This is a genomic window from Specibacter sp. NPDC078692 (genome assembly GCF_040686835.1).
In the GTDB taxonomy this organism is placed as follows: Bacteria; Actinomycetota; Actinomycetes; order Actinomycetales; family Micrococcaceae; genus Specibacter.
The window spans coordinates 1-12,845 of sequence record NZ_JBFBLV010000027.1; the positions used below are offsets into that span (position 1 = coordinate 1).

Genomic DNA, 12,845 nt, shown 5'->3' on the forward strand with positions numbered 1-12,845 from the left:
TAGGACACGGCACGGCTCTTAACTTCAGGGGTGTACTGCTTGGGCATGCTATCCATTCTCTCAATAGAAAACGGCACAAAACCCGGGACGATTCACATTGATGATGGATTTGAGGAACTGTTCCAGCACGGAATGGTGCTCTCATCACAGATTGGCCGCGAGATCTCCCGAGTGTGGGAGAACCAGCTCAGGAACAAGGCCGTGCTTTCCGAGCGTGAAGCGAGCCGTTTGCAGTTGGCCTTTGACACCGAGAAGCGTACTGCCTTGTCAGTGCTAAAACCGACCGCCCAGAAGACGTGGTGGGATCAGGCAAAACCCTCCGAGTTAGCTGAAGCCTATCGGGTTGCCTCTGCCTGGTCAGCGCATGACCCCGCAGCGGCCGCCGCCGAGACAATGATCTTGGAACAGGCCGCTACGCGCTTCGGTCTGGACGCGGAAGCACTCGTACAGTTGGTTCCTGCAGGGGCGGCGGTTGCGGCCGTACCTGCCATATCCGAGATGGATCTACGCAAGTCAGAACTCAAGGAAGCCAAGGAGTATTTCGCCCAGGTCAACCCTGAATTGTTGCGCAAGTTCGAGAACAGTGTCCGCTACATTGATTCGACGAAAGATGAGCTTCAGCACGAGAAGACCTTTATCAAGGAATGGAAGAAAGCCACCGGTCAGGAAACTGCTCCCACCGTGGGACTGGGGGCTGCCGCAGCAGAGGCGAAAGCTACCCGGGGCCAGGCCCACGGTCTGGAAAACGCCGCCGCAGCAGAGTTTGCCGACGCCCGTGCTGAGCGCATTGAGGAGGACAAAGCGCTTGCATCCGGGCCCAGCCCCGCAGAGGAGGCATGGTACCGGGATACGTTCTTGGCCGAGTCCCCCGAAATTGACCAGGCCTACGAGAACAGCGCCAATGCCGCAGGCACTGCCCGGAAAGACGACGCCGCCGGAATGCGCCTGCTAGGGCAAGCGGAGACTGCCCATCTTGCCGCCGATCGACAGGAAGAGCTCGTGGCGCGCATGCGCGCTGGTGTTGGCGGTGAGGAAGGCGTCGCGGCCTTGCAGTTCGCCCAAGGGCAACAGAAATTCCCGATAGCCCACGCCGCTGCCGGCAAGGGCAAGACCGTGAACAAGGTCAAGGCCAATGCGCCTCAGAAGGCTGCGGCGAAGGGAAAACTCATCTCTCGCTAACGCACACGATGAACCTTGTTACAAGCAAAAAGGAGAGACCAGCCCCCTGCGAAGGGCCCAAATACGCATAACCAAGCGAGGCCTTACAGTCTGCGCAGACACTTGCTGCCCCGCCCTAATGGTGAGCTCTACGGGGCAGCAATGTAAATGCGTACAATACGATGATTTCAAGCATCGGGACACTACTTTGATTTCCCACTAGGAACGAGAACGTTGTCCGTAAGCTTGATCCAGCCAGGTTCAATCGTTCCCGTGTCAGAACCATCCGCCCAAAGCGATGCCGATAGCGAGCCGGCTCCTTGCAGATCGAGAATTTTCCCGGACCCATTATTCTGCCCGCAGCCCATTTGCCATGAGGTCGATTCATCCCCTTGAACGACTGCGAGACAAGCCGTCTTCAAATCATCGCTTTGCACAGCAAAATACTGGATCCCGTTACGGGTTGCCAATAGACGAGCAGTTTCGGCGTTGGCTGGTTCGGGCACGATAACGAACGCCGGCAGTACATCATCTGCTGTGGCATCGCGGTCGAGTGCCTTGATTCCTGCCTGTCCTGAGCATCCTGCCAGCAGAAGAGCCGTGGCCATCAATCCTGCGCTGAACCGAACCCGTGCAAATTTCATCATTCCCCCATGTGCCGTGTTTCACACGAGAATACATGACTATTGAAAATCGTCTACTCAAAAACTGCGCCTGTCGTGTGCTTGGGACCTGAATGAGACCAATCCCGAAGAGCCACTAAAGCGGGCGATATTAATCGCAGATTGGTGAAACTAAGCTTGAGAGCTCCTGACATTCTCAAATTCTAGGTGAGGGGTCAAACTGCCCGGGAACCGACATTCACCTTTGGCTCAGGATTCGGAACGCGCAGGATTTTCCGGTCTTTTTCCTTAAGAACCCAGCCTTCGCTTAGATCAGCCAAGGCTTGCGTTGTATACCGCCCATACTGGAGCTTATTCAGGAATTGCGTGAGTCGTTCGATATGCATTCTCAGGATGTCCAGAATGCGCCAGGCCTCCAGCGGCGTCAGGGACAGCGAGCTACCGAGCGCAAGATCCCTTCCATAGTCGTAATGGGGAAGTCCAAGTTCCTTCTCGCTCTCCGTGGCGTCTGCACCTATACCCAGTGACTGAATTTTCTCTTCGAACTCCGATTTGCCGGCGGTGGTACGTAGGGAGTCCCGAAGGTGCGAGAGCTTATTGCGAATCCACCGGATATCATCGATGTCCTCGTGCTTGATATCTACGCCGAGGTAGGCCTTGTAGAAGTCTTCGCACTCGTTGGCACGCCACGAATCTTCAGTTGCCTGTTTCAGGAGTCCCGCGCCATACCAGCGCAGCGTCTCGTGAGCGGACTCTTCTAGGAACACCTCATACAGCGTGAATGAATCCTTGATCACGGCTGCAGCCAGCTGATACCAATACTGCTCCCAGAAAATACCTACGCGATCCATGAAGAGGTTGTAGCCCTCGTCCCCGTGTGATGCCTGAGGATCAAATGTGCCTTGAACTTCGATTGTGGCAGCTTCCTCCTGTCCCTTGAACCAGGAGGTCATCCCTTCAGAGCTGGCGAGGAGAAAACTCCGCAATTCCAACTCGTCTCGATGCCACGTGACATATCTGCCTGTGTCTAATTGGTGGCCAAGCCCCTTGATACGGTCTTCTAAATTCATGACCGAAGACTACAAGAGAACACTCACCAGCATCACGAACCTGAGGTAGATGACATCCAAAGCGGGAATCCACGCCCCGATGAACCCTCGAGAATATGCCGGATGGATCCAAAGACTGAGCCCCCGGCACGTCCCTCCCAGCTATTTTCTGCCCATTAACACGAAATCTAGAGGACTGACAGTCAGCGCAAGAACCTACATCTGGTGCTGTTTCCGTTGTCGTTTGTAAAAGCAGGATGGTACGCGGCGAGATCTGATGCAGATCTCAGCTGCCACTCGGATCTTGAAAGTGGATCCTGGAGCGGCATCATCAAGGAGGTTCGGTAGCCTCCCTGTTACGGCACATGCTGCTGATGTAGAGACTCCCTCTGGTTCCAAGTCACTCTATTTGTGTTCGACGAAATAGGGCGCCTTATTCACCTACGGTTTCAAACTACTCGCCGGTCTCACGCTGAATTGGTTCCACCGTTGAGCTGGAATCCCACAGAGTGTTGTAGTGATCGCGAAGGGCATGGGTCGCACCAGTTCCTAACCGCGTAACGACAGTGATTTGCGTGCCCCCGAGCGAAGTACCTATCAGCAGGGCTTCTCCGCCCTTTTGGGGAATAACTAGCCGGTCGTGTAGTTCTTTGGACCCATTGGCGATGAACCGTAGTTCTCTGTCTGGCCGCGCCCCCAAGGCAATCCTAAACTTCTGCCTGCGGTCGTGCTTGTTCATGCCGCCTGCATCGTGGTCGCGCGTCAGGAATCGATGGATCGTTGGTAGCTGGAGCAACGTCAACAGGTCGCGAGGATGCAGATAAGGGTCGATCACCATCGAATCAGGAACGTCGTTTATGCGTGTAAGTAGCTCAGCATAGACCAAGGGGTCTGTCATACGTCCCACGACTTCAACTGGTGGCGTCGGCTTACTAGCACTGTCCGCAAGGCCTTCTGATTGAAGGATTGCTTTGCCCGCTGGGCTTAGTGTCAGCCTCCTATCAAATTCCTTCAGAAGCCGTGACTGAAGCAGGTAGGTCAATGTCGACACAAAATACTCAGCCGCAATCGGGTCAAAGTCATTGGTTGTCCTGGCTTCAATGAATGCATTGGCGTCTGCGCTCGTAGGTTCTATGCCGTGTTCGTTTAGCGTTTGTACAAACTGTAGGGCGCGCAGCGATTTTGTTCCAAGCAACTGAATCATGCTAGACATCATCCCAGAATATTGGAAGGCAAATTGGGGTGGCCGCCCGAGATCGATTTTGGTGCGCCCATGCCACACCAAACAGACGACTATTCGGGCTCCGGCAGGATAGGAATCCCTAGTGAAAGCGGCGCCGTGCCCTGATCTCGACCGGTTCCGAATGTCGGATCATTGTCAACAACTCAGATCCCAGTTGCATCGCGATAAAGTGAACCCAAAGGCAGAGCGGAACTAGGCCGTGCTTTCGATCCTGGCAGGTCGGCGGACGGAAAATAAGATGGGTAGCGGAATCACAACAATGACTAGACGTCAACAGAGCTCCGGCACGTCGTTCATCAAGATCGTCTACTTCGATGAAGAATCTACCTCGGACCTGCTAGATGTTTTAGCTGGAGGTAAGACTGCGTCGACGACCGAGCAAGTCAAGGAACGTGCTACTGACCTCCACAGTGAAGCAGCGGCCGGGCTGGCCGCCAAATTCAACTGGCTTCCCTTCTTCGGAGGAAGCGCTGAAGCCAGCGCCGGCATGAGCGCTTCAAGTCTCGGACGAAGCATTTTCAACAAGACGCTGTCGAACACCATCCTTACGGACTACCTTGCCAGAGTCGAGGAGTACAAGGGAGTCAAACGGCTTGCAGATCTACGGGTAGTAGCGCGCAAAGACTCCGCGGCGTTCATGAAGATGTTCACACCGTATATGGCCATGCTGAAAATGGATGATCTCCCCATCAACCTGGCTGGATTGGATGATGCGCTTGAAGCCGCGAAGGGATACTACGAGCTCGTCGGTGAAGACCCAAGCGGAAACAAATGCATCCTGCGCTTCAACATTCGAGCGTTCCGAAACAACTATGGACTAGCCGATTTGGGGCGAATGCAACTCGTATTCCATGGCATCCTTGTTGGCAAGGCTGACGAGGCCAGTCTTACAATGGCAGCGGAGATGGCCCCAAATGCCGACGAGAACCCTGTAAGCGTCCGGGATCTAATTGATGGCGTCGAGATCAATCATGACGACCGCCTCGATGTCTACGACGTTCTCCTGGCAGGGGTCGAGTATGGCGAATGACGTCAAAGTCACCATCTACTTCGGTCCGCTGTCGTGGTTCGAGCAATGCGTGGGCAAGAAGAAGAAGGAAGGCCTCCTAGAGGCCGTATTTGCACGCGAGGAGAATCTACGCCAGCTACGAGTCGTCCTGCCGGAAGACAGCAGCAACGAGGACAGATCCAAACCTAAACGCAAGCGTCCGAAGCGCTTGATCGCAGAGTCAGGCGACTATGCCAGTTTGCAGGAACATGCCATCACTAACTTCCCGGGATTGGTGCAGGTACACAATCCGAAAGAATTGCACCTCCACAATCCCCCAGAGCAGGTGCATGAGCACCTCAAACGGATCTACTCGAGCACTCTCGAGGTCGTTTCTTATGACTATCCTGCGATCACGCGCAGCACACTCGTACAGTTCCGCGATCAATTTGCCCAGCACCTAATCGGCCAGGAGAATGTCAAGGAGTCGCTCTTGGCGGCGCTCTATCCGCTGACTCGAAGCGCGCGCACCAAGCCGGTAGTCATAATGTTCTATGGCCCATCAGGTGTCGGAAAGACAGAGACTGCCAAGTTCATCAACGGACTCCTCGGTGGCGCACTTATGCGCAAGCAATTCTCGATGTTTCACAACGAAAAATTTGCCTCGTATCTGTTCGGTGGGGGACACTCGGAACCGTCATTTGCTCATGACTTGCTCGATCGGGAGTCGGGCGTCGTACTCATTGATGAATTCGATAAAGCAGCCTCAGTCTTCCACAGCGCCTTTTACCAGTTCTTCGATGGCGGAGTGTTCCAAGACAAAAACTACAGAGTAGATGTTGGCCGCTCGCTCATCATCTGCACATCGAACTACGATTCCGAGAAGGAAATACGAGACGCGCTAGGTGATGCTCTCTACTCAAGGTTTGACGCACTGATCAAGTTTGACCCCCTATCGAAGAACGAAATCACAGCGGTCATCGACCGCCTCGTCGATGTTCGTTTCGAGGCGCTCGTGGCCGATGAACGGCAGATCGTAGATGCGACGCAAGTCAAAGAGAAGCTGTACCCTCTTGCCCTGCATCCGGCCAACGTCCGCAAGATCGGGAAGATTACGGACGAACTCATATCTACTCTGCTCGTGCGCACCCTCATCTGCCAAGACCCACCGTTGGCTGAGAATACTGACGCGACAGACAGCTCCCGCTAAAGCTTCGTGTAAGGGCATCATCGGCAACTGATCCTGGCCAAGCTGCCTGTCTGGCAAAACGTCCGTTTCATCGTGGGGAACACCGAGGCAATTCCCGGTTCTCGGTTTTGGAATCTATCGTTGGTCTCTGTAGGCGTTGAACAATTCGTCACATTCCTCGAAGACGTGTAGTAGTGCGTCAGCGTGGCAGTTGGAGCGGGGAGTAACTCGAACAGGACTGCTCCGTCTACATCAGCGATGATGTGCATCGAAGGGAAATAACATGAACGTGACAATTCCGGGTATCCAGCGTCGATCCTGCTCGCAGTTCATGGCGATCCGCTGGTGACAGCCAGCGTGAGCTTCTACAATAAAGAATCTGAATTTATCTGGCTTTATCAAGATTTCTTGATAAAGGTTCTCGTGCTGTGCTCTGTGGTGCCCTTGTCTAGATCTTGCGGCAGGACGATGCCTGTCAGCGGCCATGAGAAAGTGCCCATAGCTGACCTTCAGGACGGTCTCATTTGATGGACACCACCCCAGGCAAAAGCCTGCTCAATTGGCCAATGACCGCGGAAATCCGAACGCGTTTTCCCGACAGCATCAGCGCCATACTCAAGGCCCTCACTCGAAATTAGGCCAGAATTCCCGTGGTGTTCCGTCTCCCGACAGCTTCGCCAGCCAGACGAAAAGTCTGCCAGTAGGGGAATTTCACTCTGTGTTATTAGCAGTGTCGAGTTTGGCTCGAAGGCGTTCGCGTGCACTTCGGCTGGGGCCAGTCGATCCATCGTATGAGTTCTTGGGGACATCTCGCCGGGGGGCCTCGTAAACGGTAGCTCTCAGTTGCTCGAGTGCGATTTCCGCCGGATCCAGGAGGTCTTGATATTCCTGAGCCGTAAGCAGGGCCCAGCCAGAAGAACGTCGTTGGTCATCGGTAGTTCGTGCACTGACCACAAGGGGAATGAAGGCATTTTCAAAGTCTTCCGCGGCAGTCCTCACGTCTGGATCGGGGTGTCCGTATCGGATTTTCCTTGTTCGGCCCACAAGGTCGCCCTCCCACGATGATTCAACTTTTTGGCTAAAGTTGGTCTGAGTATCCGAGGATTCGCCAGAGACAGACCTGGACCTCAGCTCTCGAAGAAGGAGATCAAGGTCGACTACCCAGTCAACTGTCGTGGGGTGCAGTTCTCGTACGAATGCCCGGAGCTCTTCCTTGACTTTTGCGGTAGTTTGAACCCGGAAGAATGCTGCGTTGCCGATGAGTACGAGAACGGCGGCAATAACTGGCCCAACGACGAGCGACAGGAAATCCATAGGTCTAGCTTCTCATTCTTCTAAATTTCCATGTCAGTTTTATCTAAAAACCCAGGAAAATCACTCTCGGTCATTCCCGTCGGAAGGGTGACCTCAACTCTGTAGACCAGACACGGGCTTGATCTGGACGTAGATCCATTCTTGCCAGCCGAAGAGGCAGGACTCATGTTCCTATTTGAAGAGGTTCCCAGTTCGATGTGCGAGGGTAAACGTCATCGGATTGCCAGCCCCGTGCGTTGTGCCAAGGAGCAACTGAGGGGTCTTCGTGGGCATCCCATCTCCACGCATCAGGATTGCGGCTCTCTGTGCTTGTATTTGGTCGTTCTGCTAGGACGAGGAAGTGGCCGCTCGGTAGTTTGTAGAAGAGCCACCACCCGGCGGCGTCGTGGAAGTAGAAGATCTGTTTTCGATCTAGCCGGTGTTTTGCCGCGAGGCTCCGCACCTGATAATCAAGGTCGAAGGTGTGCAGCGTCGGTGTGAGCTGAGCATTCATGTAAGCGATGTCCAAATAGAACGCGAATCCCTGGAACTCACGGACATCCCGATCGTCGAGAAGGCGCCCCTCGTCGTCGACCCCCAAGAGTCCGGCGGCGGTTGAGGAGTGCACGTCGAGGGCCTCGAATCCTTTCGTATCAGCAAATGGTGGAAGGTACTCCGCTAGGGCTGCAAGCAAAACGATGCACTTTGTCGAATTTTCCAGCGTGTCGTAGTCCAATTCACGTCCGTGCATCACCCCGTGTCTGGAAATCGACCCGGATCGTGTTGTCTCGTACGAAGGAGTGCTGAAAACGCGGCGGACCTCAACGAGGTTTCCGGGCATGCCTGCCAACGACTCGTCGTCAATGAAGTTTTCCTGGTTCTTAGCAGTTACGTTCTGAAAGAATGTTTGACCCACCAAATCTCGTGTGAGTCCGTCAATTTGGGACATGAGAATGGGGACCGAAGCTGCATACTCTCCTGCGAAGTGAAGTTCAATGGCCTTCTCCATTAGCTCGACGCGTCGCCAGAGCACGTTTTTGAAAGGGACATGTGCATTGCCCCACCGCCGGATTGGCGCCGGAGCAAGCTTTAGCCAAAATTTGCCTTCGTCGTTCCACATTCGAGTGACCGCTGCGTCTATATCTGCTGGGGTTCCACGGCGTCCAATACTATCCAGGATTTTCACGGTGGAGTCATGATGCCAGTTGCCGCAAAATGCCCAGCCCAAGGAGGCAAATGTCGAAACTGCTTTCTCCAAATGAGCCGGCTGGGCCGACCGTAGAGAGCGCAGCTGTTCCGAATGGTTGCCTGATTCATTCATCGATAACCTCCATTCGCAACCCTGAATCATCTACATTTAGCACGCGGTTCATCTGAGAGATCCGAGTGGTTGTCTCAGAGGCTACCGCAGGCGAGGTCCCGCCGTAATACTGGTGACATTGGTGCGCCGTTGCACTGTTTCGAGAAGTCGAGAGTTCTCGTCGAGCAAGTTGTTGAGCGCGGTCGCATACGCCTTTAGGCGCTTGTCGAGGCCATCTCGTTCCGCGACAAGTCGCTTATTCCGGGTCCGCTCCTTCTCTAGGTTGGCGCGAAGCCTGTCGACTTCAGGCTTGGTTCGGTTCAGCTCTTTGGCACGGCGCTGGAATTCTATGTTGATATCGGGATTGTCATGCGTGAGTCGGTGTCGCTTGACTTTGGCGAGTTCAACTAGGCGCAGGCTCGTGAGCGGGCCTGGAACGCGCCCTTCCAGAAGGTCCTCTTTAGCTTGTTGAAGTGCTGAGCGGATATCCTCGGCTTCAGACGCTGTCATCGTAGTTTCCCTCATGACGGTCGATCGCGTTGGTCATGGTCTTGGAAATGGACGTGATGCGGTGATTTCGAATTTCTGGCGCGAGCGGATCGCTGGGCAAGGAGCTGATCTCGGTTCGCAAATCCAGGATGTCCTCGTCTGTTCGTGCGATGTTGGAGCAAGCGCTTCGGCATTCTCCTAGGGCTGGTTCATCGTCGGATTCTTTCGTGCAGAGGGCGGTGCTCTTGTTGAAGACGCAATGCATGCCTCGCCCTTTGAAAACTTGTAGCAAAGGGTCTTGGATCAACTTCTCCGCTTGGCGGCCTGTCGGTATGACTCGACCGCCGAATTTTGCCTGCGCCAAGTGTGTTCTAGTCTCTAGTTCGGTTGCCGAAGGCCCACTGACGTGGCCACCTGAATCGAGGTACTCTTCCAATTCGCGAACGTTTTCAATGCGTTCCAGCCATCGCTCCAAGGCCAATTCGTCCAGGAATCCCGAGGCGTAATTTCCGGCATAGCCTTGGGTGATCTGCGTGGCAACGTGGCCATATTGGATGGCGGCGGCCACGAGTCCACGTGGCTGCCGGACGATATGCCAAGCAAGAGTTCGACGAAACCGGTTGGGACTTACCCGGCCGTTTTCGTCCTCCGGAATGCGGTCGGGGCGCTTAGCCTCATCGCAATAGCTATTGACCCAGTCCATGAACTCCTTGATGTCCGTACCAACCTGTGACGTTGTCAGCGCCCGTCCGGGCCGGGGGTTGAATAAAACCTCCTTTTTCCGCACGGGTTGTGGGCGGATTCTCACGGGGAACAGCAACGATTGGGTGTGAAGATGGGTGAGGACAGTGATGGCGCGGGCCGCGGCCGGATGGACTACCCACGGCACCTCCCGTTGTTTACCTTCGACAGCTTTGGCCCCATCGCTGCTTCGGGCGCCCTTCCACTGAACCCCGAAAACCGTCCAACGGCCGTTGGATTCTTCAAAGGTTAGGCAACCACGTTCAAGGCTGAGAACTTCCCCCGGCCTCATGCCGGAGAGATAAGCAATCAGGATGTAGCAAGCCGTGACGAGGTGTTGGGCAATATTGGTGACGTCGTCGAAGGGAATCGGTCGTGATCTCCAAGGCTCGCCATCAATGGTCCCTCTGCAGTTCGTCGCCAGATAGGCGTCATCGTCTATCGGCAAACCTGATCGTCGGATCATGTCCTGGTCAAACTTGGCGTGTTCAATTCCTGCTGTATAGGTGAGTCTCCCGAGGTGCTGCCACCGAATTTCGCGGCTGCCGTCGGAGAGCGTGCGCCCGGGAAGCCTCAGACCCTCGCGCTTCAATTTGTTAAGGGAAAGTTGAAGCCTCTGCTGCCTCGTCCCACCCGGAGTGGGCCTGCCAACGCCGAGGGGGCGGAACCGGTCCTCCTGCATGAGTAAATCGCAGTATTCGCGAAATGAGGCCACAATATCGGTCGAAAAATCATCGACGAATCGCATGGCCCAACTCACCAGTGGGACGAGGGTCTCGTCGGAGACCCTATGCGTTCGATTCTCAGGGCTGCGAGGGATTGGGCCGAGTAAATCTTGGGACAGCTCCCCGAGCCATGGCTGAGATTCCGGCATCCGTAGCACTTCCGGAACGACTTCCCGGTAGGCCCAAAGTCGGCGGGTTTCACTGATCAACATTGATTTCGCGCCATGATATAGATCGAGTGTTCCGATGTGAGCCAACAGCAGATCGAGCCTGTTCGGGAGGAGCTGGTCGAGTCTGTCGATGCCCTGTTCCGATGCCCAGGACAACACACGAGCAAGTGGCGTTCGGGCGAAACAGATGGTGCGCAGCGACGGACGGCTTTCCGCCCTCGCCGCCGGCAGGGGGCGCACTGTTTCATCATTGATCAGGAGCCAAAAATACTCTTTGACCGCCAGACGCCACTTGGAGGGAAAGGCCTCGAACGCCAGAGCTATCTTCGTGCCGTGATTCTCAAAAATCCCTGGGGTGAGGTCCCACCGGTCATCGGAGAAGCGGGACAGCCTCGCATGGACCGTATCGGGGCGAAGAGGCCGAGTCGCCAATACCAGCGGATTCTCTCTGAATAGCTCTTGACGGGATGCTGCTGCCTGCGGTGTCATCGGAGATCGAGCCTTCCATCCAAAAGTGCCTCAATGAGGGCAGCGTCTTCGCCTGAAGCAGTGGTGGCCGCCGCCGCCACAACAACTCGTTGCTGGGCAAGTACGTCGTCAAGTTGTTCAGCTGCAGTTCCGAATTTCCTTTGCCATTGCTCCGGCATGAGTTCTTCTCTGCGTGCTTCAATCTGCTGGCGAAGCAGGGCCTGAACTGGAATATGGCGTGGCTCTGAGCGCGCGCACGGACAACCCAAACACAGCAAGAACGATGCCGTGCACGCCTTTTCCGGTGCGGTATATGGGCCATGCTGATTGTCGACGCATGCTGTTGCCAGGGTGTCGAGGCGCCCATCCAGAATTTGCGCCAGCTTTTCTGGCGTTACGCCGAATCGGGTTGCCACATCCCCGGGTTCATTTCGAGCCTGTTCGACGTCCTGGTTCGTGAGTACCAGGGAAAGATTTGTTGTGCGGATCCGCTCAACTTCACCCTCCAGAACATGCTGAATGACGGCCTGATTACTGGCTAAGGCGCCAGTGTCGCGGGAGAGGTAGGTGTTTGCCAATGTGTCAACAGAGTGCGCTACGGGGCGCTGGTGCAGTTCAAGGAAAGTCCGCCGCAGACGCCGGCTGTCCACACGCTGTATCTTGTCGTCGGCGTCGATCCACCCGTCCCACTTATACATGCAATTCTCGGCCACCGGGCGAAATCCGGGCCCATTTGGTATTGCGGTGTACCTTCGATGAAACGAATGAGAAACCAACAAGTGACCGGACAGTGTAAAACCGCGGGCCCGCCGGCAGAGGCGGTGGGCAATCATGTAGATGCCAAACGCAGAGGCATAGTCATCTCTCGCACCCTCCTGCGGATATTCACCTGTCTCCTCAGAAATGTTGGTGAACGGCAGATCCATTTCTGCTTTGAAGGGTCCCCTGCGAGGTTTGCTTGCCCGGGTGACCAGCACGGACGGTTCGCCATCTTGCGCCCCATCGGCACGGCTATATTGAGGAGTCAGATTACAAATGGTCGATACGTTGTGCCCCGTGAGGCATTGGATGAGTATGACCAGTGCGGTGACATCGGACGCCGTTGGAAAGAGCGAATAGAACAGGTCCGCCCCGCCCGGACCGATGCTTTGCACCATGGAACCCCCCGACGGGTACCGGGGAACGTCGCCAACGGCGGCGATATGAGCCAAAAAGTTGCCGCGCCGTCGCTCTTCCAGGGAAGACTTGTTCTGCCCATTTTCGGTGTAGGCCCTCAGCTCAGCTTCGCCGGCACTCAGGCGAGCCACAGCGGCGCGAACCTGCGACCGTGCGGCACGTTGAATTCCACGAAACTCACCTTCGCTATAGGAAGCAGAAGGCGTCGAAGGGCCAGGGTTGCGAAGAGGAGT

At 55.4% G+C, this 12,845-nt stretch carries 11 protein-coding genes; 3 read left to right on the plus strand and 8 right to left on the minus strand.

The window, feature by feature from the left end; all coding sequences use genetic code 11:
* The first annotated feature begins 45 nt into the window (after window positions 1–45).
* The gene (locus AB0O97_RS15945; protein ID WP_363883938.1) at window positions 46–1,179 is read left to right on the plus strand and encodes a hypothetical protein; all 1,134 of its coding nucleotides are present in this window, start codon (window positions 46–48) and stop codon (window positions 1,177–1,179) included.
* Window positions 1,180–1,361: 182 nt separating this feature from the next.
* Here AB0O97_RS15945 and AB0O97_RS15950 read toward each other — a convergent pair whose 3' ends face one another.
* The 3 genes from AB0O97_RS15950 to AB0O97_RS15960 form a co-directional block, all read right to left on the minus strand.
* On the minus strand, window positions 1,362–1,805 hold the full coding sequence (locus AB0O97_RS15950; protein ID WP_363883940.1) for a hypothetical protein: 444 nt from the start codon (window positions 1,803–1,805) through the stop codon (window positions 1,362–1,364).
* 191 nt (window positions 1,806–1,996) lie between these two features.
* On the minus strand, window positions 1,997–2,851 hold the full coding sequence (locus tag AB0O97_RS15955) for a hypothetical protein (protein ID WP_363883941.1): 855 nt from the start codon (window positions 2,849–2,851) through the stop codon (window positions 1,997–1,999).
* 433 nt (window positions 2,852–3,284) lie between these two features.
* Window positions 3,285–4,034, minus strand: a complete 750-nt coding sequence (locus AB0O97_RS15960) for a hypothetical protein (protein ID WP_363883943.1) — start codon at window positions 4,032–4,034, stop codon at window positions 3,285–3,287.
* Window positions 4,035–4,311: 277 nt separating this feature from the next.
* On the opposite strand from AB0O97_RS15960, the gene AB0O97_RS15965 reads away from it, so the two are divergent.
* Together AB0O97_RS15965 and AB0O97_RS15970 are read left to right on the plus strand one after the other, a co-directional pair.
* Entirely contained in the window at window positions 4,312–5,103 is a 792-nt protein-coding gene (locus tag AB0O97_RS15965) for a DUF6414 family protein (RefSeq protein WP_363883944.1), read from the plus strand.
* On the plus strand, window positions 5,093–6,271 hold the full coding sequence (locus AB0O97_RS15970; RefSeq protein WP_363883945.1) for an AAA family ATPase: 1,179 nt from the start codon (window positions 5,093–5,095) through the stop codon (window positions 6,269–6,271). Before AB0O97_RS15965 ends, AB0O97_RS15970 begins: the two co-directional genes overlap by 11 nt.
* Window positions 6,272–6,961: 690 nt before the next feature.
* Here the strand turns inward: AB0O97_RS15970 and AB0O97_RS15975 are convergent.
* From AB0O97_RS15975 to AB0O97_RS15995, 5 genes are all read right to left on the minus strand, one after another.
* Entirely contained in the window at window positions 6,962–7,564 is a 603-nt protein-coding gene (locus AB0O97_RS15975; RefSeq protein WP_363883947.1) for a hypothetical protein, read from the minus strand.
* Between the two features lie 163 nt (window positions 7,565–7,727).
* Complete coding sequence (locus AB0O97_RS15980) at window positions 7,728–8,552, minus strand: hypothetical protein (protein ID WP_363883948.1); 825 nt, start codon at window positions 8,550–8,552, stop codon at window positions 7,728–7,730.
* A 393-nt stretch (window positions 8,553–8,945) separates the two neighbouring features.
* Window positions 8,946–9,353 carry a hypothetical protein gene (locus AB0O97_RS15985; protein WP_363883950.1) on the minus strand — a complete coding sequence of 136 codons (408 nt, stop codon included), beginning with the start codon at window positions 9,351–9,353 and terminating at the stop codon, window positions 8,946–8,948.
* Window positions 9,340–11,457 (minus strand): tyrosine-type recombinase/integrase, encoded by a 2,118-nt coding sequence (locus AB0O97_RS15990; protein WP_363883952.1) that lies wholly within the window; start codon window positions 11,455–11,457, stop codon window positions 9,340–9,342. The genes AB0O97_RS15985 and AB0O97_RS15990 overlap by 14 nt, the downstream gene beginning before the upstream one ends.
* The gene (locus AB0O97_RS15995) at window positions 11,454–12,743 is read right to left on the minus strand and encodes a hypothetical protein (protein ID WP_363883953.1); all 1,290 of its coding nucleotides are present in this window, start codon (window positions 12,741–12,743) and stop codon (window positions 11,454–11,456) included. The genes AB0O97_RS15990 and AB0O97_RS15995 overlap by 4 nt, the downstream gene beginning before the upstream one ends.
* Window positions 12,744–12,845: the final 102 nt, after the last annotated feature.

Coding starts and splice junctions, on each gene's coding strand:
- AB0O97_RS15945 (WP_363883938.1), top strand. CDS start 46: ATGCTATCCATTCTCTCAATAGAAAACGGCACAAAACCCGGGACGATT.
- AB0O97_RS15950 (WP_363883940.1), bottom strand. CDS start 1,805: ATGATGAAATTTGCACGGGTTCGGTTCAGCGCAGGATTGATGGCCACG.
- AB0O97_RS15955 (WP_363883941.1), bottom strand. CDS start 2,851: ATGAATTTAGAAGACCGTATCAAGGGGCTTGGCCACCAATTAGACACA.
- AB0O97_RS15960 (WP_363883943.1), bottom strand. CDS start 4,034: ATGATTCAGTTGCTTGGAACAAAATCGCTGCGCGCCCTACAGTTTGTA.
- AB0O97_RS15965 (WP_363883944.1), top strand. CDS start 4,312: ATGGGTAGCGGAATCACAACAATGACTAGACGTCAACAGAGCTCCGGC.
- AB0O97_RS15970 (WP_363883945.1), top strand. CDS start 5,093: ATGGCGAATGACGTCAAAGTCACCATCTACTTCGGTCCGCTGTCGTGG.
- AB0O97_RS15975 (WP_363883947.1), bottom strand. CDS start 7,564: ATGGATTTCCTGTCGCTCGTCGTTGGGCCAGTTATTGCCGCCGTTCTC.
- AB0O97_RS15980 (WP_363883948.1), bottom strand. CDS start 8,552: ATGGAGAAGGCCATTGAACTTCACTTCGCAGGAGAGTATGCAGCTTCG.
- AB0O97_RS15985 (WP_363883950.1), bottom strand. CDS start 9,353: ATGACAGCGTCTGAAGCCGAGGATATCCGCTCAGCACTTCAACAAGCT.
- AB0O97_RS15990 (WP_363883952.1), bottom strand. CDS start 11,457: ATGACACCGCAGGCAGCAGCATCCCGTCAAGAGCTATTCAGAGAGAAT.